Origin of the sequence: uncultured Devosia sp., from assembly GCF_913055165.1 — a bacterium.
Lineage (GTDB): Bacteria > Pseudomonadota > Alphaproteobacteria > Rhizobiales > Devosiaceae > Devosia.
Genome location: NZ_CAJXJS010000011.1, coordinates 56,723 through 75,563 on the forward strand (window position 1 = coordinate 56,723; position 18,841 = coordinate 75,563).

Genomic DNA, 18,841 nt, shown 5'->3' on the forward strand with positions numbered 1-18,841 from the left:
CGGAAAAACTAATGCACGGTGGCCGGTTCAATCGGCGTCGCTGGTCCGCTGCCGACCTTCGGGCCAGCCCAGAAAACGACATAGAGCAGGTCCTGACCCGCGGCGTCCTGAATCTCGATTGAGCGAGGCGCGTCCATTGCGCCCCCTTCACCCGCCACCTTTTCGATGATGGCTCGACCCATTTCGGCAGCCGATTTCTCGGCGGCTTCGAGATTGGCGTGTTCGCTGCCGGACTCGTCCCGGATCAGCCTGTCTTCGGTGCGGTAGTGAAAGTAATATCGCGGCACGATCTATTCCCGTTTCCCGGGTTAAACGTCCGGCGGCGGCATGGGTTGCCAAGGCCAAATCAATGTCAGTGTGGCACCAGTAGCCGCGTCAGTCGACCCCGCGCAGAGCGCGGTAGCCATGCCGGTGCCACAGGAGAGGGCTGGCCCCTGTTCGCGTCTCCGCATCGACAATTGCTCCGGCGAAAAGGACATGAGTGCCGGTTTCCATGGCCCCGATCACCTCGCAGTCCAGCGCTGAGACGGCCCCCTGCAGCAAAGGTTGCCCGGAGGGCCAGGCGTCCCAGTTCCCAACGTCGAAACGTTTTGCTGGCTCGACCTGGCCCGCAAAGGCGTTGGCGACGTCCTCCTGGCCTGTAGCCAACATGGCCATGGAGAAGCTTCCCGTCTTGGCGATGAGATCAGCCAGACGGCTGACGATGTCGATCGAGACCAGAATGGCGGGTGGCTGCGCGGACAGGGAAAGCACTGATGTCGCCGTGCGGCCGACGCGCTCATCTCCGCGCCGTGCGGCCACTACATGCACACCCGATGCCATGCCTGACATTGCGGAACGGAATTCGGCGTCATTTACGGCCGGGCGGCGCAGCGGCCTCAGGGCCATGGTATCGGGCAGATCGAAATCGGGCATAGGGATAGTCATGGTGGAAAGTCTGCCTGGGTGCAATGCGGTCTGTGGGCCTGCGGTGCCGCCACTTGGGCCGCCGATCCAACTTCGGGCAAATGGAAAACGGGATACATGGAGGGTATGTATCCCGTTGAACTGCGGTCCTTAACCCAGATTGGCCTCAGCGAACTCGTAATTGGCAAGCTTGTCGAGGAAATTGCTCACATAATCGGGCCTGCGGTTGCGAAAATCGACATAATAGGCATGTTCCCAGACATCCAGGCCCAGCAGTGCCTTGCCTTCACCTGTCGCCAGTGGATTTGAGCCATTAGGCGTCTTGGTGGTCCGGAGCTTTCCATCCGAACCCAGGATGAGCCAGGCCCAGCCCGAACCAAACTGGGTGGTTGCCGCCGTCTTGAAACTATCCTTGAAGGCGTCGACCGAACCGAAGTCCTCGGCGATCTTGGCTTCAAGCCGACCGGGCAGCTTGCCGCCATTCGGGTTCAGCGCCTGCCAGAAGTGGATGTGGTTCCAGTGCTGTCCGGCATTGTTGAACACGGGTGCCAGATCCGGCTTGTCCTTGGCGAACAGCACGATCTCGTCCAGCGACTTGCCTGCCAGCTCGGGCATCTTCTCCACGAAACCATTGAGTGCAGTCACATAGGCCTGGTGGTGCTTACCGTGATGAAGTTCCAGGGTTTCCTGGCTCATTCCGCCAGCGGCGAGGGCGTTTGCCGAGTAGGGCAGGGCTGGTAGCGAGAAAGTCATGATCGCATCCTTTCGCAATCGACTTGCATGATCAGGCAAGCCGGGCTAATTTCCAAGCAATGGCTTTGAAAACCCTTTCGAGAGATATGTCAAGCTCGGCCTTGGAAAATACGGCATGGTCGCCGCGCAGCCCATCCGAACGCATCCTCATGGCACTCAAGATGCATGGCGCGCTGTCGGCGGCCGCTCTGGGCGAGATGTTGGGCATTACCAGCGAGGCAGTGCGTCAGCAGCTCCTGCGTCTCGCTGATGAGAACCTGGTCGAAGCCCGGAGCGCCTCCGGTGGCGTAGGGCGACCGACCCAGCTCTGGAGCCTGGCGCCTGCCGCGCAGGCCCGCTTTCCCGACACCCACGCTGCACTGACTGTCCAGCTCCTCGACATCGTGCGCACGCGTCTCGGTGAGGACACGCTCAATGCCATCATCGCGGCCCGCGAGAGCGATACGCGTGAAGCCTATATGGCCGCCATGGAGCCTGCCGACGACCTCAGGGCGCGGGTTGCGGCCCTCGCCGACCAGCGCAGCAGGGAGGGCTACATGGCCGCCTGGACCGAACAGCCGGACGGCTCGGTGCTGCTGGTCGAGAACCATTGCCCCATCTGCGCCGCGGCGACGGCATGCCAGGGGTTCTGCCGCGCCGAGCTGGACGTGTTCCGCTCGGTTCTGGGGCCGGACGTCTCCGTCGAGAGACTGGAGCATATCGTGTCGGGTGGGCGGCGCTGCACCTATTCCATAAGGAGCCTGGCCGATGCATCCGCCTGATCGCCCGCCCGTGGGCACCCAATTGCACCGCATCGGCTGGGAGACACCGGAGGGTTTGGACGAAGCTCTGATCCGTGCCGTGGTCGTCGAATTCTACGCCCGCGCCCGCCGGGACGATGTTATCGGCCCGGTCTTCAATCGCATTATTCCGGATGCCGATTGGCCGGCGCATCTCGACAAGATTGCCGATTTCTGGAGCTCCATGCTCCTCGGGTCCGGCCGGTACAATGGCCGCCCCATGCCAAAGCATATGGCTATTCCCGAGCTTGCCGACGCCCACTTCATGCGCTGGCTGCGCCTCTTCCGCGAGACCGTCGAGGAAATCTGCCCGCCGGACATCGCCGCGCTCTTCGTCGAGCGCTCCGAGCGCATCGGCAATTCCTTCCGTATGAACATCTCCATGCGTCGGGGTGACGACATCACCCGTCTCGGCCCGCTGCCGCGGGAAGCCGCGCCCATCTGGAAGCCCGACCCCTAGGCCCGGCGCCGCCTCACCGTCAGCAATGGAACTTTCCGCGCCTCTGCCGCTTGCCAGAAGAGGGAAGGAGAACTGACATGGCCACAATGGTGAGACTGACCGAGGAGCAGATCGTCCGGCTTCTCGAGGAAGCTGACAGCATGGAGACTGCCCTCAAGGACCTGCATCAGGAACTGGTCGATCTGGGCACGCCCAAGGAGACCATGACGCGCTTCTCACGCGTGCATGACCGCTTTACCGAGATTCTCGCATTCCTCCGGCGCCAGCGCGAACTGGGAACCTAGGCGCCCGCAAGCAGCGCCAGGTCCGCAGGCACGTCGCGTTCGAACACCAGCCTGCCGTCTACCACGCTCAACCGCGCCTGATGGATCGCCGTGCGCCGCGCGGCAACATCGGGCGGCCCATCCGTCTGGCTGCGTTCTTCCCACTCCGGATGGGTGAAATAATACATGGCGGCGTGGTCGCCATTGACCACCACATCCGCGTGGCGTGCATAACGCCGGTCCATCGGATCGGCCCCGGGCTCACCACCGACAATGCCTTGCCGGGTCCAGCCCAGCGTGTCGTCAGACCGATAGACCGCCTGGCCGCGCCACTCATCCACGATCAGCCAGTAATACCCGCCCAGCGCGAACACGTTTGGCCCTTCATGCGGCGGGGCGTCCGGTGACCCGGGCAGCACCAGCCCCTCGAGGGTCCAGGTCATCATGTCCGGGCTGGTCGCGCTCCAGGTGCTCGAGCCCTGGCCCTCATCCTTGTACCACATCCGCCACAACCCGTCGGGACTGCGGAACACGCAGGCATCAATGCAATTGCTGCTCGACAGCCTGAGCGGACCCACACGGGTCCAGTTCTCCAAATCCGGACTGGTGAAATGGGTAATGGTGCGCGGCACCTTCCAATGCGTCGGCACCCCGGTGATGTAGCTAAGGAACATGTGGTATTGCCCCCCGGCGAAGATCACCTCCGGCGCCCAATGCGTATTGAGCCCGGTGTCCCCCGGTGCATCCAGGCCCTTCACCGTGCCCCGATAGTGCCAGTTGCCGCCGCCATCGGTCGAAACGGCAATGCCGATGGGTGAGCCGTGGATCCAGCCAAATCCCGGTTCGTCCGCACTGGCCCGGCGATTGGTGTAGAACATCCACCACTCATCCGTGCCTTCTCGTTTCACCACGACCGGATCGGCCGCCCCATCCTCGATCGGATCGCGATAGATCGGCGCGCTCATGCATACACCCGCACATGCCGGCCATCGGGGCGCTGCACCAGTTCCCCGGCGCGGCCCACGCTGTCATTGGCCTGGTCCAGCATGGCCGGATCGGTACCGAGCTTGCCGGCGCCGGCATCGTCGGTCGAGAGCACGGAGGCCTTGAGCAGCCGCGAATAGGGGTGCTCGGGATGCTCCAGCACCGTGCGCGCATCGCCCATTTCCACGATCCGCCCCCGCTGCATGATGATCAGCCGGTTGGAGATGTAATAGGCGGTCGCCAGGTCGTGGGTGATGTAGATCACCGAGACCTTGAGATCGTCACGCAGGCTCTTCAAGAGATTGACGATGCTCATGCGCAGCGACGCATCCACCATGGACACCGGCTCGTCGGCAATCAGCAGCGGTGGATTGGGGATCAGCGCCCGGGCAATGGCGCAACGCTGCAATTGTCCGCCGCTCATTTCGTGCGGAAAGCGGCCCCGGACTTCCTTGAGACTGAGGCCCACTTTCTGCAGGGCTTCGTCCATCGCCCGGTCTATGACGGCCTTGTCACCAGTGTCCAGGAACCGTCTTGCGGTGCTTTCGAGATAACGCTCGATCTGCTTGAGCGGATTGAACGCCTCGAACGGGTTCTGGAACACCGGCTGCACATGGCGCATGAAATCGAGCCGTTCGGCGCGCCCCGCATGCCTGTCCACTTTCTTGCCGCGGAACAGGATTTCCCCGCTCGTGGGGTCTTCCAGCCCCAGGATCATCCTGGCCAGTGTCGTCTTGCCCGAGCCGCTCTCCCCGATGATGGTGAAGATCTCGGGGCTTTCCGCGCTCAGCGAAAAGCTGGCATCGACCACCGCGTCCACAACGCGCCGGCCGAACAGGCCGCCCATGGTGAAGCGCTTGGACACGTCGCGCACATCAAGCAGCGTCGTCATGCCATTTCTCCCGAAGGCGCGCTGACATTGACCAGCGGCTCCACATCTTTCCAGCGCCAGCAGGCGGTGCGGTGGTCCGGACCGATGGTTTCGAGCGGCGGCACCTCCTTGCGGCACTTGTCCACGGCCAGCGGGCAGCGTGGATGGAACCGGCATCCCTGCGGCGGGTCCGCCAGGTTCGGCGGCCGGCCTTCGAGGGCCGGGCGCTGCTGCCTGTCGCCGATGCGCGGCAGGCTGGCCACCAGATGGGCGGTATAGGGATGCTTGGGCGCAAAGAACATGTCCCGTGTGGGCCCTTCTTCCACCAATCGCCCGGCATAGATGATGCCCACCCGGTCGGCCACATTGGCGTGCACGCTCATGTCGTGGGTGACGAACACCACCGAGGCGCCCATTTCCTTCTGGATGTCGCGGATGAGGCTCAGCACCTCTTTCTGCACCACCACATCCAGCGCCGTTGTCGGCTCGTCGGCGATGATGAATTCGGGATGGCACACGGTTGCCAGGCCAATGGTCACGCGCTGCCGCATGCCGCCGGACAGTTCATGCGGATAGGCTCTGAGCACGTCCGGCGACAGGTTCAGCCGCGCCAGATGATTGACCACCCGGCTTTCGAATTCCGCGCCCTTCAGGCCCAGTGGACGCTGGGCAAAATCCTGAAAGGTCTTGCCGATCCGGCGCACCGGATTGAGCACGCTCATCGAGCCCTGCATGATGTAGGACAGGTGCTTCCAGCGCACCGCCTCGATCTCCTCCGGCGTGGCATGCGCCACATCGATGGGGCCACTGGCAAAATTGTATTTGGCCGTTCCGGCGACCACGCGCAGGGGCGGGCGAATGGCCGCCGCCAGCACCTTGATGAAACTGGTCTTGCCCGAGGAACTCTCGCCGGCGATGCCATAGACCTCGTTCTTGCGCATGGTCACGGTGATGTCGTCGACGGCGCGCACCTCCCGCTCCACGCCGAAATAGTTCATCTGGTAATAGGCCTTGAGGCCTTCGACCTTGAGGATTTCGGCGTTGTTGTTCTGGGTCATGGCTTAGGCTCCCATGCGGCGCAACCGGCTGCGCGGGTCGATATATTCGTTCATGCTCATGGCCAGCAGGAACAGGCCGATAAAGGTCATCACCATCAGGATCACCGGGATGACGATCCACCACCAGACGCCCACCACCATGGCCGAGTGCGAATTGGCCCAGTAGAGTGCCGTGCCGATGGTGGGATTGTTGATATTGGTGAAGCCCAGCACCGCCAGCGTCACCTCAAGCCCGATAGACCACAGCATGTTGTTCATGAAGGTCGAGAACACGATGGGCATCACATAGGGCAGGTGCTCTTCGAGCAGCACCTTGCGCGTGCTCATGCCGGCAAACACGGCATGGCGGGTGAATTCCCGGTGTTTCAGGCCCAACGCCACCGAGCGGATCAGGCGGGCGTCGAACGGCCAGCCGAAGCAGGCCATGATCAGCGCCAGGGTCAGGCTGTCCATATTGTTGCGCAGCACAAAGTAGAACAGCACCAGGACCGGGAAGATCGGCACGGCAACGAAGATGTCGTTGATGAACATCAGCACCCGGTCGACCCAGCCGCCGAGATAACCCGCGGTCAATCCCACCGCGATGGAGATGATGCGGCTCAGAACCGCCACGGTGAAGCCGAATACGAGGCTGTTCCGGAACGCAGCGGAGAGCTGCCAGAACATGTCCTGGCCACGCGAATTCGTGCCGAACCAGAATTGCGCGCTGGGCGGCTGGTCGGGGATGGTCGTGTAGATCAGGCTCGGATCGACCGGCGAGAAGAACGACAGGCAGGCAAAGATCACCACGATGCCGACCAGGACGAGGCCGATGGCGAATTCGATATTGTAGCGAATGAGATCGCGAAAGACGGCAAACATTGGACTACTCCGCCCGTACGCGTGGATCGAGGATGGGATAGAGCAGGTCCACGATGAAGATGGCAGTGGCCACCGCGGTCACCGAAACGCTCGAAACCGCCAGCACCAGCGAGTAGTCGCCCGCATTGACCGCGTCGATCAGCAGCGAACCCAGGCCGGGATAGTTGAAGACCTGTTCGGTGATGACCGTGCCCGAGAAAACGCCACCCAGTGCCATGGCCAGCGCCGTCAATTGCGGCACCAGCGCATTGCGCATCACATAGCTGCCGACAATAGTGGTGCGCTTGACGCCCGCCAGCTCGGCATAGGTCACATAGTCCTCGGTGACCACATTGGACACCAGCGCCCGCATGCCCAGGAACCAGCCACCAAACCCGACCAGCACCAGCGACAGCGCAGGAAGCGTGGCATGCTGGATGACCGATGAGATATAGGGCCAGTTCCAGCCGGGCGTCACGTTCATGGCGAACCCGCCGGAGATGGGCAGGATCGGCCAGACGAAGCCGAACAGGATCAGCAGGATGAAGGCGACGACATAATAGGGGATGGGTTGGATGCCGATGGCCACCAGGCCAAAGGCCTTGAGAAAGCGATTGTTCTGATTATAGCCGGCAAGGCCACCCATCACATTGCCGATGGCAAAGGTGATCAGTGTGGCAACGGTCAAGAGGGTGACCGTCCAGGGCAGGGCACGCATGACCAGGGTCATGGCCGGCGTGGGAAAGGCCAGCAGCGATGGGCCGAAATCCCCCTGGACCAGGCGGCTCCAGAAATTGATGTACTGGCTCCAGATGGGCTCGTTGACGCCATAGAGCTCGGTGAGCGCGGCCCGCATGGCCGTGATGGCTTCCGGATTGGAGACGGACCTGGCCGTCATGCGGCCCAGAGCCGCTTCGACCGGATTGATCGGTGACAGATGCGTCACCAGAAATGTCGCGGAAACGCCGAAAAAAATCACTGCCAGCAATTGCAGCAGACGTTTTCCCACAAAGACAAGATATCCGTGCATCCGGACTCCTCAAATGTCCAAACTGGGAGCACTGCGCCGTTGCGGCATGCTCCTCACCGACGCGGCTTCGTCGCGTCACCTCCCCGGCGGCGGAGGCATAAGCTCCCGGAGAACCTCAATCCTTCCTCCCCCGTTGGAGAAGGTGGCATAGCGCCGGTTGGGTGGGGTGCTTTCGCTTGTTTCGAGTGTCGGCCAGCGACACTAAATTTGGCGGAGCACACCGCAGGGTGCGCCCCGCCAATGGCCCGGCCTGAGCCGGGCCACCTGGGAGACCTTAGCTGGCGCCTTCCACGGGGCTGATCTGGGTGAAGATATACTTCGCGTTCGACCAGTTGGTGACGGGGTTGGCGTAGGGGTTCTCGGCATTCGGCCAACCAGTCCAGAACCGGTTCGACTGGATGGAGAACACATTGTAGGACATGATCGGAATGTTCGGCATCTCTTCGAGATGCAGCTTGACGAACTCGTGCCCGTACTCGATGGCCTTTGGATCGTTGAAGTCGATGCCGCGGACCTTGTTGATGATCTCGTCAAGGCGCGGATCTTTCCAGCGCATCCAGTTGCGGCCAGGCTGGGTTTCGCCGGGCTCGACCACGAAGGAGGAGTGGTAGCTGTCGAGGAAGAAGGCGAGGTCCGGGTGACCGCCATAGGTTTCCACGGCCCAGCCGATTTCCACCTCGAAGTCGCCCGCACCGGTGCGATCCCAGATGTCGGTGGCCACTTCCGCGGTCGCCTGCACCCCGTTCTGGGCCCAGCTCTGGGCAATCATCACGCCGAGACGGTTGATCACGCCTTCCTGCGGCACCAGTACGCTGATGGTGAACGGTGACCCGTCCGGCATCATCCACTGGTTGCCCTGCTTGGTGAAGCCCGCTGCAGTGAGCAGTTCCTCGGCGGCCTGAACATCGGTCTTCCACCAGCCATAGCCGAAGGAATTGCGGATGGCTTCAGGATCGGTCGGCACCTGGTCACCGAACTGCGGGCGAACCATCTCGGCAATCTGCAGGCCGACATCGGGATCGTACGGCTTGATGACGCGCGAACCGGTATCGAGCTCGAAGTTGATGAGATAGTCCTGCAGTGGCGCATGATAGTCGCGCGGATGCGTGCCGGTCGGCGGGATGGAAATGGCCGAGAGGGTCGCAGCGCCGCGATAGGACGCCATGGACATGGCCCGCGCGTCGAGCATGAGGGTGAGAGCCCAGCGCACCCGCTTGTCCTGGAACTTGGGGTTCTGCAGGTTGAACACCGCCATCGGCAGGGTCGGATCGGGGTGGGCATAGGGGAAGCCCGGGAACCAGCCCTGCACGTCCGGATCCTGCTGCACGATCGAGAATGTGCCTTCCGGCGACAGATCGTGGATCATGTCCAAATTACCGTTGCGCATTTCGATCAGGCGATTGTCGGTCGAAATGTTGTTCCGGTAGATGATGTATTTGGGCTTGGGTTCGCCGACCAGTGCCATGGTCGTTTTGTCCCAGTCGGGGCGCTTCTCCCAGATATACCAGGTGCCGTTCGGATCATACGAATGCAGCGTGTACGGCCCGAGGCTGACTGGCGGGTTGTTCTCGAAGGCCACGATGTCCTCGACGCCCTCGAACACATGCTTGGGCATGATCCAGGCAGCGTTCCAGCGCACCGAGAAGGTGGTGTGGAAGCGCGAGTTCGGTGCCTTGAGCTTGAAGTGGACGGTGTAGGGGTCTTCGGCGGTGACGCTTTCGATCTGGGTCGAGAAGGCGCCGTACCAGCCGGTGCCCGGGGTAGCTGCCTGCTTTTCGACGGTGAACACCACGTCGTCGGCGGTGAACTCGACGCCATCGCTCCACATGATGCCCTTGCGCAGGCGCACGGTCATCTCGCTGAAGTCGTCGTTATATTCCCACGGACCCTCGGCCAGTGAGTAGTAGATCGCGTTTTCGCTGGCTTCGGGGATGCCGGCATCCGGATCGATGTACCAGAAGGTGTCGGCGGTCAGCTGCTGCAGGCCGGTCGACAGGCCGCCGCCGCCATTGGCCCACAGGTTGAACCAGCCCGGATTGCGGATGACGCCTTCAGGGTTGTGAACGATGACGGTCTCGTTGCGCGGGAATTGGGCCAGGTCCGGCGCCGAGCCCTCGGCTTCCTGTGCCAGTGCCAGGCCGTTGCCTGCCACCATCAGGGCGCCAATTGCCGTCGTGCCGATCAAAAAACTGCGTCTATCCATCGTTGTCCTCCCAATGCGGAGCGCCCTCTGGCGCCCCTTTGAGCGAGGCTCCTCAACCTCGCGATAAGTCATACTTAACTAGGGGTTTTTTGCTGTCAATGTGTTTTGTGATGTAAATCCAAAACTATGATACAAAATGCAGTGAGGCACACCTTTTTGGGGTGCGCCTCACGTTCATACATCGTTCATTTTGGGGTGCCTGGACCCGGTCCAGGCCCCGCGGCGCTACGGCTTCACCCGTACCATCTGGTAAGAATAGGGCGGCAGGAGGACGCTCAGGCGGTCCCCGTTCACCTTTGCGCCATCACCCTTGCGGGGCGCGACCTCATCCTGGTTCTTGGCCGTATTGACGGCCTTCAGGTCAGGATGGGTCATCACCTGATGGTCAATTATCGAAGCGTGTCCAAAGCCTTGCAGGTTGACCTCGGTTTCGATGCTGTCGGTGGTGTGGCGGTTGACCAGGAAGAAGGTCAGCGTCCCTTCCTCTTCATTGTGCACGCCCGAAACGTCGACAAAGGCCGTGTCCTTGGCGTGTGTCGTCTCATATCCAGGTGAACTGGTCTTGAGTTGCAGGGCCGTGCCGCGGCCGAAAACCGAAGCAAAATAATAGGGATAGTAGATCGTCTGGGCCCAGGCTGGCCCGCCCTTTTCGGTCATGATCGGCGCGATCACATTCACCAGCTGGGCGATACAGGCGATCTTCACCACATCCGAGCGCCGGATGAAGGTGTTGAGGATCAACCCGACCATCAGCACGTCTTCAAAGTTGTAGATGTCTTCCAGAAGACCCGGCGCATGCGGCCAGCCGCCATTGCCGTCCAGGATTTCCCGGTCCTTCTTGTTCGAGTGGTACCAGACGTTCCACTCGTCGAAGGAAATGGTGATGTCCTTCTTGCTCTTCTTCTTGGCCTTGACCTGCTTGATGGTCGCCGCGACCGTCTCGATGTAGCGGTCCAGTTTTTCGCTCAGGCCCAGATAGTTGGGTGTGTTGTCGTCGCGATTGGCGAAATACATGTGCAGGCTGATATGATCGACATGATCATAGGTGTGCTCCAGCACGATGCGTTCCCAATCGGGGAAGCTGGGCATGTCCATATGCGAGGAGCCGCAGACGATCAGCTCCAGCGATTTGTCGAACATGCGCATTGCGCGGGCGGTGTTGGCGGCAAGCTTGCCATACTCGTCGGCATCCTTGTGGCCGACCTGCCAGGGGCCATCCATCTCATTGCCCAGGCACCACATCTTGACGTTCCAGGGTTCCTTGCGCCCGTTCTTGATGCGCAGGTCAGACCAGTAGGAGCCACCGGGGTGGTTGACATATTCGAGGAAGTTGCGGGCATCATCGACGCCGCGTGACCCCAGATTGACGGCCAGCATCATCTCGGTGCCGACAGTGGCGCACCAATCCGCGAACTCATGAATGCCCACGGCATTGCTCTCCGAGGTGTGCCAGGCCAGATCCAGTCGCACCGGGCGATCTTCGCGCGGCCCGATACCGTCCTCCCAGTTATAGGCGGAGACGAAATTGCCGCCCGGATAGCGCACGACGGGGACGTTGAGCTTCTTGACCAGCTCGGCCACATCGCCGCGCATGCCATTCTTGTCGGCCGTGGGGTGGTCGGGCTCATAGATGCCCTCATAGACCGCCCGGCCCAGATGCTCGAGAAATGCCCCATAGACACGATCGTCAATTTTGGAGATCGTGTATTCCTTGTTGGCAATGACGGACGCCTTCACCGGCTCCTCCCACTAATTCCATTTTTCTGATTTATATCAGTAAAGAGGTTTTAGCGCTGGGGTGAGGGGCGTGCAAGGCTTAATTATATGATTTTTGAAGTTTCACGCATCCGTCCCGCAGTCCTGCCTGTGCGGGGGTAATCCTACCGCCGGCATGCCCCACGGGGATAAATTAGGGGCCGTCAATGGGCCGTCTGCAGGCGCATGACGATGTCCTGATCATAATTGCCGAAGCCGCGCCCGAAGATATTGATGCCTCCGGGGTGCTTGGCGTCCGGCTTGACCGCGATGCGCAGGCGGATCGAGTGGTGGTTGCCCAGGTCGAGATCGAGAATGGAGAGGGGAGAAATCTTCATCCCGTCGACATAGGTCCCGTCCTTGGTGACGCGCCAGCTCTTGAGCTTGCCATATTGGCTGCCCTTGAGCTTCCACCAGTCCGGCGTATAGACGCCGCGCTTGTCTCCGTAGTCGCCGGTGGAGAGCCAGGTTCCGATCTCGGTACCGTTGACAGAGAGCGTGATGTCACTGGGCCAATCGGCCGAGGTTCCGGGTACTTCCGAGCTCAACTCCAGCATGAACTCCATCGATTCAATGGTGTTCTGGGCGAGCTTGGCATTGTTGGGAAACTGGTATTCGACATAGCCCCGGGTAAACCAGATCAGGCCCGCCTTCATGCGATCGGGATCAAGAAAGGTGTCCGGTACGTCCAGCAGGCCGATGATCCCTTCCGAGGAGCAGAGGCCGCAGGGGGCAGATACCTCGCAACTGGTATAGAGCCCCAGCGGCATGGAGACTTCGATCGTATTGGCCTTGAGTGGCTTGATGTCGTCCTTGAACATCACCAGCACTTCATCGAAGGTCGAATGGCAGATCTTCTGATTGCCCTTGCGCGCCTTCTGTGTCTCGGTGCGGATGAGCCCGGCGCCTTCCAGGATCTGCAGATTGGTCGATACGGTCGACTGTGGCAGGCCCAGCTTCTCGGCAATGTCATTGCCATTCATCGCCCCCTCGACATGAAGCAGCTTGAGCATCTTGACCCGGATAGGGGAGGCAAGCCCCTTGAGTACATCAATGCCCTCTTCAGGGTCGATCACCAGAAAATTGCGGCTCATTGCTCTCGGCGCTTCGCTGTCGATTTTGGATCATGTGTATCAGCAAGATTGAACCAATCAAGCGCCAAGAGCACATTTATCGATGCGATCCCGTTTTTCGGATGCTTTCGACTACGACTAAGGCATAACTTCCTTTGAGTGCGCAGACCTGTACTTGAACCTTTTCTGTCGCGTGGGGACGCGGCTCGGTGCGGCATGATGCCGTCGCCAAAGGGAGAGAACCATGACCGACGACAAGGCCACCAGCTTGCGCGAGGCCGCGCTGCATTTTCACGAGTTTCCCAAGCCGGGCAAACTGGAGATCGTGGCGACCAAGCCCCTGGCCAACACCCGCGACTTGTCTCTGGCCTATTCCCCCGGCGTGGCCACGCCCTGCGAGGAGATCGCGGCCAACCCGCTCGATGCCTACAAATACACCTCCAAGGGTAATCTGGTCGCCGTGATCTCCAACGGCACGGCCGTGCTCGGTCTGGGCAATATCGGGGCGCTGGCGAGCAAGCCGGTGATGGAAGGCAAGGCGGTGCTGTTCAAGAAGTTCGCCGGCATCGACAGCATCGATATCGAAGTCAATGAGCAGGATCCCAAGCGTTTCATCGAGATCGTTGCGCCACTCGAGCCCAGCTTCGGCGGGGTGAATCTCGAGGACATCAAGGCGCCGGAGTGCTTCGAGATCGAGGAAGCCCTGCGCGAGCGCATGAACATCCCGGTCTTCCATGACGACCAGCACGGCACGGCGATCATCGTCGCCGCCGCCGTCATCAACGCCATGCGGCTGGTCAAGAAAGACATCGCCAAGGCCAAGATCGTGACCTCGGGGGCGGGCGCCGCGGCGATCGCCTGCATGAACATGCTGATCGCGGTGGGGGCTAAAAGGGAAAACATCTGGATCGCCGACTCCAAGGGGCTGGTGACGAAAAAGCGGGACAACTCGGTTGATCGCTGGCGTGGTGCCTTTGCCCAGGACACTGAGGAGACCGAGCTTAGCGCCGTCATGGCGGGGGCGGATATCTTTGTCGGGCTCTCCAAGGCGGGGGCCCTCAAGCCTGAGATGATGAAGGATATGGCGCCCAATCCGCTGATCCTCGCGCTCTCCAACCCAACCCCGGAAATCATGCCGGAGCTGGCCAAAGAGGCGCGTCCCGATGCGTTGGTCTGCACCGGCCGCTCGGACTATCCCAACCAGGTCAACAACGTTCTCTGCTTCCCCTTCCTGTTCCGCGGGGCGCTCGATTGCGGTGCCACCATCATCAACGAGGAGATGAAGGCGGCTGCGGCCCATGCCATTGCCAAGCTCGCTCATGAGCCGGGCCTCGAGGCGACTGCCCATGGCGTACCGGCGATCTTCGGGCCCGATTATCTCATCCCCAATCCCTTCGATCAGCGGCTGATCCTCCGGATTGCCCCGGCAGTGGCCAAGGCTGCCATGGAGTCCGGTGTTGCCACGCGACCCATCGCCGATTTCGATGCCTATCGGGATCGCTTGCGCCGCTTCGTGTTCCGCTCCGGCATGGTGATGAAGCCGATGATCGAACGGGCTCAGGCCTCGGGCAAGCGGATCGCTTTTGCCGATGGCGAGGATGAGCGGGTGCTGCGCGCGGCCCAGGTCATCCTCGAGGACGGCATCGGCAAGCCAATCCTGATTGGCCGTCCGTCGGTGATCGAGAACCGGCTGGAGCGCTTCGGCCTCACCATCCGCCCGGGGACGGATTTCGAGGTCATCAACCCCGAGGACGATCCGCGCTATCGCGACTATGTCGCCGATTTCCATGCGCTGGTGGGGCGCAAGGGTGTGACCCCGGACACCGCCCGCACCATCGTGCGCACCAATACCACCGTCATCGGTGCGCTGGCCGTGAAGCGGGGCGAGGCCGATGCGCTGATCTGCGGACTGCAGGGGCGCTTCATCAAGCATGCCCGCGACATCCATTCGGTGATCGGCGTGGCGCCGGGTGCCCGGCAGCTTTCGGCGCTCTCCATGCTCATTCTCAATCGCGGCGTGTTCTTCCTGGCCGACACCTACGCCAATATCGACCCCAGCGAGGACGAACTGGTCTCGATTGCCCTGCAGGCGCGCGACCATCTCAAGCGCTTCAACATCGAGGCCAAGGCCGCACTGCTGAGCTATTCGAACTTCGGCTCCCGCGATGGCGAGACCAGCGAGAAAATGCGGGCGGTCTATGATCGGCTCAAGGCCGAGGCGCCGGACCTGATGGTCGAAGGCGAAATGCAGGGCGACCTGGCGATCAATGAGAGCCTGCGCGAGCGCTATATTCCGGACTCCGTGCTCAAAGGCGAGGCGAACCTGCTGATCTTCCCGAACCTGGAGGCGGCCAACCTCTCCATGACCCTGCTCAAGGAGATGAATAATGGCCTGCATATCGGTCCCATCCTGATGGGCACGGCCCAGCCAGCCCACATCCTGGCGCCGACAGTGACCAGCCGCGGTATCGTCAACATGACCGCCATCGCGGCGACCGAGGCAGCGGGGTAGGCGCGACAGTGCGCCGCCCCGGCCATCTGGCCTCGCGGTTACGAGAAAAGAGCGGTGTCCCGAGACGGCCAACGTCCCTGAAACTAAAAAACTGAGACGAAAGCCGTCTCGGGAACGCCGGGATTTCTCGATAGAGGGTAACTTGGCAGGCCTATCCTGGGGACGACATCGCAATGTGTCGCCCATGGTGCCCAGGCTCTCAACCGCCGACCCGCAGACCGTGACGGCACGCGACTGCCCCACGCCCGGCTTTCCCTCCCGCCACTGGTCGCTGCAGGCCGCCCTATCGCGAGAGGAATGAGGGTATTATGCAGGCGGATTTGGGCGCGGGGATTATTTTATGCGTGCTGTGCTTGCACCGGCTTTGTCTGGTGCAAGGATAGCCCGGCGCAGAGCCCCACAGCTCCAGCGCCGGGCAGCGGGCGGGCCTGCCGGGGATAGGCCAAATAGGCCGTAACTTATCTCGCCCCCCGCTGCAGTCCTTCCGGCCATCCGAACGGTAGAGAGGCCCAAGTCTGATCGACAGCACGGCCGCAAATAATCCAGGACGAACGGACAGCACCATGAGCATGAACCCCCATGAACGCCAGTTCAACCACATCATCGCCTTTGAAGTGAGCAAGGCCAGTCTGGTTGTGCATACCCTGCCGGCCGACCGCCAGCAGACAATTGCCAACACGCCCGGACAGGTCCGCCGCCTGCTCAAGGCCGAACAGCGCATCAACTCCAAGCTGGGCCTCGGCCCCTTGCTGGTCGTCTGCGAGGCCACTGGCGGCTACGAACGGTACGTTCTGGCTGAGGCAGCAGCACTCGGGCTTGCTACCCACCGCGCCCATGGCAGCCGCACACGCCTGTTCGCGCGGTTCAACGGGAGGCACGCCAAGACCGATGCCATCGACGCCCGTTTGATCGCCCGCTATGGCCTGACACCCGGTTTGCCGCTCTATGATCCACCCAGCCCGGAACAGGCTAGTCTGCGCCTGTTGCGCCAACGCCGCGACGAGCTTCAGCAGATGCTGCGCATGGAGGCCAACCGAACCGAGCATGCCAGCACCAAGCGCCTGAAAAGCTCGATCCAGCGCCACCTGGGCTGGCTCAAGACCGAACTCGAGGCAATCGAGACCGAGATCCAGGCCCTGATCGAGAGTGCCCCCGAACTTGAGCGCAAGGCGAAGCTGATGCGCTCACTTAAAGGCGTCGGACCACAAACCGCTGCGGCCATCCTCGCCTATTTGCCAGAGATCGGTTCTATCCCCAAAGCCACAGCTGCGGCCATTGCCGGGCTGGCCCCCATCGCTCAGGACTCCGGGCAGCACAACGGTAAACGGCATATCGCCGGAGGACGCGCCAACTTGCGATCAAGCCTCTACATGGCAGCCCTGGTTGCCCGAAACCACAACCCAACCATCAGAACCTTCGCAATGACACTCAAGGCCCGCGGCAAGCCCAACAAGGTTGTCCTCACCGCCGTCATGCGAAAAATCATTGTTATCCTCAACGCAATCGTCGCCTCAGGACAACCGGCCCGAACTTGACCAACCAAAGACGGTAGATAAGTGGATTTGCTTGAGCGCGGTGGGGTTGAGGGAGCCGGTGGCGCAGCCATTGCAGGGCTGGCCATAGACAGTTGCCCTTCGCTAATGTCTCAATTGGCCAAGCCGGTCTGGTGGCCTCAGAGGAGAAAAGCCCATGAGTTTCCGTGCCCTGCTGACAGAAAAGGCCGAGGACGGGACCGTCTCGTCAGCGGTCCAGACCCTCGAGGATTCGCGTCTGCCCGAGGGTGACGTCACGGTGGACATTGAATGGGCCGGGCTCAACTACAAGGACGGACTATGCCTGCTGGGGCAGGGAGGGCTGGTGCGCGCCTATCCCCATATCGCAGGGATCGACTTTGCCGGGACCGTGCGGGAAAGCGATGACTTCCGTTACCGGGTCGGGGACCCGGTGGTGCTGACCGGATGGCGGGTCGGCGAAACCCATTGGGGCGGTTTTGCCGAACGGGCCCGGGTCAAGGGCGATTGGCTGGTGCCGTTGCCGGCCAATCTGACCACGCGCGATGCGATGGTCATCGGTACCGCCGGGCTTACGGCCATGCTGGCGATCAACCGGCTGGAGTGGGCGGGCCTCACGCCAGCCTCGGGTCAGGTTCTGGTCACCGGCGCCACCGGCGGGGTGGGATCCATCGCCGTGGCCCTGCTGCGTCGCCTGGGCTACCAGATTGCAGCGCTATCAGGACGCCCCCAACATGCGGACATGCTCAGATCTCTGGGCGCTGGCGAGATTGTCGATCGCACCGAGTTCCTTGCACAGCCGGACAAGCCGCTGGAATCGGCGCGCTATGCCGCAGCCATCGACTGCGTGGGCGGAGAGGTTCTGGGCAAGCTTTTGCGCCAGATCGCCTATGGTGGATCAGTGGCGAGCCTGGGAAACGCGGCGGGAATCAAGCTCGATACCAATGTGCTGCCCTTCCTGCTGCGCGGCGTGAACCTTCTCGGTATCGACAGCGTGATGCAGCCCTTTGATGCACGGATGGCGGCATGGTCCCGGCTGACTGGCCTGTTTGACCTGGCCGCCTATGCCGAAAATGTCGAGGAAGTCGGGCTGGCGGCGCTGCCGGACAAGGCGGAACAAATCCTGCGCGGGGAGGTCAAGGGCAGGGTGGTTGTCGATCCGAAGCGATAGGTGTCAGGCAATCCGGGCCAGATCATCCATGCCGGCGCCGAACAGCGCCGCAATCAGGTCGGACTGGGTCACCATGCCCTTGAGCGTGTGATCATCAGCGGCGACGGGCAGATGGTGATGCCCGCTATCGAGCATCAGCCTGATGACCAGCGCGATCGGCATCGCTTCGGTGACGGTGGCCACCTGGCTGGTCATCACATCGCGCACCTTGCCACGAAGCGGCTTGTCCGAGTTGGACATGGAGCGCAGGCGCCAGCCCAGGCCTGACGAGGCGTGGATCATCGGGCCCCATTCGGCCTTCTCCAGAATATCGGTCTGGGTGAGGATCCCCGCCACCTGGCCGCTCATGTCCACCACCGGCAAGGCCTTCACGTCATGGCTGCGCATGGTGCGCAAGGCGACACGCAGCGATGTGCCCGGCTGCACGCTGACCACATCCCGCGTCATCACCGTGCCGGCGGTGATGCCCGCGGAGCGGCGCGAGAAAGCGAGAAGGGCGGCGCGCTCGAGCATTTCTTCGAGGTCAGCCGGATCGACGCTGACCACTTCATCGCGCTCGCGAATGGCCGATTTCAGGTCTTCGACCGAAATCCCCAGGCTCACCTTGGGCGCGAAAGGAATGACCTTGGCATCCGCTGCCGGCGCTGGAACGGGCCGATGCGGATATGGCTT

18 protein-coding genes are annotated in these 18,841 nt (G+C 61.9%); 6 read left to right on the forward strand and 12 right to left on the reverse strand.

Going from position 1 to position 18,841, the window contains the following annotated elements; genetic code table 11:
- Positions 1 to 8: 8 nt before the first annotated feature.
- From QZ564_RS05900 to QZ564_RS05910, 3 genes are all read right to left on the reverse strand, one after another.
- Positions 9 to 287 carry a hypothetical protein gene (locus QZ564_RS05900; RefSeq protein WP_297106166.1) on the reverse strand — a complete coding sequence of 93 codons (279 nt, stop codon included), beginning with the start codon at positions 285 to 287 and terminating at the stop codon, positions 9 to 11.
- An 88-nt stretch (positions 288 to 375) separates the two neighbouring features.
- The gene (locus QZ564_RS05905) at positions 376 to 927 is read right to left on the reverse strand and encodes a flavin reductase family protein (protein WP_297106169.1); all 552 of its coding nucleotides are present in this window, start codon (positions 925 to 927) and stop codon (positions 376 to 378) included.
- 129 nt (positions 928 to 1,056) lie between these two features.
- The gene (locus QZ564_RS05910) at positions 1,057 to 1,659 is read right to left on the reverse strand and encodes a superoxide dismutase (protein ID WP_297106172.1); all 603 of its coding nucleotides are present in this window, start codon (positions 1,657 to 1,659) and stop codon (positions 1,057 to 1,059) included.
- A 149-nt stretch (positions 1,660 to 1,808) separates the two neighbouring features.
- On the opposite strand from QZ564_RS05910, the gene QZ564_RS05915 reads away from it, so the two are divergent.
- The 3 genes from QZ564_RS05915 to QZ564_RS05925 all read left to right on the forward strand — a co-directional run bounded on the left by QZ564_RS05915 (position 1,809) and on the right by QZ564_RS05925 (position 3,182).
- Entirely contained in the window at positions 1,809 to 2,420 is a 612-nt protein-coding gene (locus tag QZ564_RS05915) for a metalloregulator ArsR/SmtB family transcription factor (RefSeq protein WP_297106175.1), read from the forward strand.
- Positions 2,407 to 2,898, forward strand: coding sequence for a group III truncated hemoglobin (locus tag QZ564_RS05920; RefSeq protein WP_297106178.1), 492 nt, complete (start codon positions 2,407 to 2,409; stop codon positions 2,896 to 2,898). Before QZ564_RS05915 ends, QZ564_RS05920 begins: the two co-directional genes overlap by 14 nt.
- A gap of 77 nt (positions 2,899 to 2,975) precedes the next feature.
- The gene (locus QZ564_RS05925; RefSeq protein ID WP_297106182.1) at positions 2,976 to 3,182 is read left to right on the forward strand and encodes a hypothetical protein; all 207 of its coding nucleotides are present in this window, start codon (positions 2,976 to 2,978) and stop codon (positions 3,180 to 3,182) included.
- Here the strand turns inward: QZ564_RS05925 and QZ564_RS05930 are convergent.
- The 8 genes from QZ564_RS05930 to QZ564_RS05965 all read right to left on the reverse strand — a co-directional run bounded on the left by QZ564_RS05930 (position 3,179) and on the right by QZ564_RS05965 (position 12,996).
- Positions 3,179 to 4,126, reverse strand: a complete 948-nt coding sequence (locus QZ564_RS05930) for a family 43 glycosylhydrolase (protein WP_297106185.1) — start codon at positions 4,124 to 4,126, stop codon at positions 3,179 to 3,181. The two genes, QZ564_RS05925 and QZ564_RS05930, sit on opposite strands and share 4 nt — an antisense overlap.
- Entirely contained in the window at positions 4,123 to 5,037 is a 915-nt protein-coding gene (locus QZ564_RS05935; RefSeq protein ID WP_297106188.1) for an ABC transporter ATP-binding protein, read from the reverse strand. The genes QZ564_RS05930 and QZ564_RS05935 overlap by 4 nt, the downstream gene beginning before the upstream one ends.
- Complete coding sequence (locus QZ564_RS05940) at positions 5,034 to 6,074, reverse strand: ABC transporter ATP-binding protein (RefSeq protein WP_297106191.1); 1,041 nt, start codon at positions 6,072 to 6,074, stop codon at positions 5,034 to 5,036. Before QZ564_RS05940 ends, QZ564_RS05935 begins: the two co-directional genes overlap by 4 nt.
- A gap of 3 nt (positions 6,075 to 6,077) precedes the next feature.
- On the reverse strand, positions 6,078 to 6,935 hold the full coding sequence (locus QZ564_RS05945) for an ABC transporter permease (protein ID WP_297106195.1): 858 nt from the start codon (positions 6,933 to 6,935) through the stop codon (positions 6,078 to 6,080).
- Between the two features lie 4 nt (positions 6,936 to 6,939).
- Positions 6,940 to 7,944: an ABC transporter permease gene (locus QZ564_RS05950; protein WP_297106198.1), complete on the reverse strand. Its 1,005-nt coding sequence runs from the start codon at positions 7,942 to 7,944 to the stop codon at positions 6,940 to 6,942.
- A 274-nt stretch (positions 7,945 to 8,218) separates the two neighbouring features.
- Positions 8,219 to 10,147 carry an ABC transporter substrate-binding protein gene (locus tag QZ564_RS05955; protein WP_297106201.1) on the reverse strand — a complete coding sequence of 643 codons (1,929 nt, stop codon included), beginning with the start codon at positions 10,145 to 10,147 and terminating at the stop codon, positions 8,219 to 8,221.
- Positions 10,148 to 10,372: 225 nt separating this feature from the next.
- The gene (locus QZ564_RS05960; protein WP_297106204.1) at positions 10,373 to 11,884 is read right to left on the reverse strand and encodes an alpha-N-arabinofuranosidase; all 1,512 of its coding nucleotides are present in this window, start codon (positions 11,882 to 11,884) and stop codon (positions 10,373 to 10,375) included.
- Between the two features lie 182 nt (positions 11,885 to 12,066).
- Positions 12,067 to 12,996 carry a helix-turn-helix domain-containing protein gene (locus tag QZ564_RS05965; RefSeq protein ID WP_297106207.1) on the reverse strand — a complete coding sequence of 310 codons (930 nt, stop codon included), beginning with the start codon at positions 12,994 to 12,996 and terminating at the stop codon, positions 12,067 to 12,069.
- Between the two features lie 223 nt (positions 12,997 to 13,219).
- On the opposite strand from QZ564_RS05965, the gene QZ564_RS05970 reads away from it, so the two are divergent.
- From QZ564_RS05970 to QZ564_RS05980, 3 genes are all read left to right on the forward strand, one after another.
- Positions 13,220 to 15,487, forward strand: a complete 2,268-nt coding sequence (locus QZ564_RS05970; protein ID WP_297106210.1) for an NADP-dependent malic enzyme — start codon at positions 13,220 to 13,222, stop codon at positions 15,485 to 15,487.
- Between the two features lie 563 nt (positions 15,488 to 16,050).
- Positions 16,051 to 17,022, forward strand: coding sequence for an IS110 family transposase (locus QZ564_RS05975; protein ID WP_297106213.1), 972 nt, complete (start codon positions 16,051 to 16,053; stop codon positions 17,020 to 17,022).
- A 154-nt stretch (positions 17,023 to 17,176) separates the two neighbouring features.
- Positions 17,177 to 18,169, forward strand: coding sequence for an acryloyl-CoA reductase (locus QZ564_RS05980; RefSeq protein ID WP_297106216.1), 993 nt, complete (start codon positions 17,177 to 17,179; stop codon positions 18,167 to 18,169).
- Between the two features lie 3 nt (positions 18,170 to 18,172).
- Here the strand turns inward: QZ564_RS05980 and QZ564_RS05985 are convergent.
- Positions 18,173 to 18,841: CBS domain-containing protein (locus QZ564_RS05985; protein ID WP_297106219.1), on the reverse strand; the 669-nt coding region annotated here is incomplete at its 5' end.

Coding starts and splice junctions, on each gene's coding strand:
- QZ564_RS05945 (WP_297106195.1), bottom strand. CDS start 6,935: ATGTTTGCCGTCTTTCGCGATCTCATTCGCTACAATATCGAATTCGCC.
- QZ564_RS05980 (WP_297106216.1), top strand. CDS start 17,177: ATGAGTTTCCGTGCCCTGCTGACAGAAAAGGCCGAGGACGGGACCGTC.
- QZ564_RS05970 (WP_297106210.1), top strand. CDS start 13,220: ATGACCGACGACAAGGCCACCAGCTTGCGCGAGGCCGCGCTGCATTTT.
- QZ564_RS05965 (WP_297106207.1), bottom strand. CDS start 12,996: ATGAGCCGCAATTTTCTGGTGATCGACCCTGAAGAGGGCATTGATGTA.
- QZ564_RS05915 (WP_297106175.1), top strand. CDS start 1,809: ATGGCACTCAAGATGCATGGCGCGCTGTCGGCGGCCGCTCTGGGCGAG.
- QZ564_RS05920 (WP_297106178.1), top strand. CDS start 2,407: ATGCATCCGCCTGATCGCCCGCCCGTGGGCACCCAATTGCACCGCATC.
- QZ564_RS05925 (WP_297106182.1), top strand. CDS start 2,976: ATGGCCACAATGGTGAGACTGACCGAGGAGCAGATCGTCCGGCTTCTC.
- QZ564_RS05935 (WP_297106188.1), bottom strand. CDS start 5,037: ATGACGACGCTGCTTGATGTGCGCGACGTGTCCAAGCGCTTCACCATG.
- QZ564_RS05975 (WP_297106213.1), top strand. CDS start 16,051: ATGAGCATGAACCCCCATGAACGCCAGTTCAACCACATCATCGCCTTT.
- QZ564_RS05955 (WP_297106201.1), bottom strand. CDS start 10,147: ATGGATAGACGCAGTTTTTTGATCGGCACGACGGCAATTGGCGCCCTG.
- QZ564_RS05930 (WP_297106185.1), bottom strand. CDS start 4,126: ATGAGCGCGCCGATCTATCGCGATCCGATCGAGGATGGGGCGGCCGAT.
- QZ564_RS05950 (WP_297106198.1), bottom strand. CDS start 7,944: ATGCACGGATATCTTGTCTTTGTGGGAAAACGTCTGCTGCAATTGCTG.
- QZ564_RS05905 (WP_297106169.1), bottom strand. CDS start 927: ATGACTATCCCTATGCCCGATTTCGATCTGCCCGATACCATGGCCCTG.
- QZ564_RS05940 (WP_297106191.1), bottom strand. CDS start 6,074: ATGACCCAGAACAACAACGCCGAAATCCTCAAGGTCGAAGGCCTCAAG.
- QZ564_RS05910 (WP_297106172.1), bottom strand. CDS start 1,659: ATGACTTTCTCGCTACCAGCCCTGCCCTACTCGGCAAACGCCCTCGCC.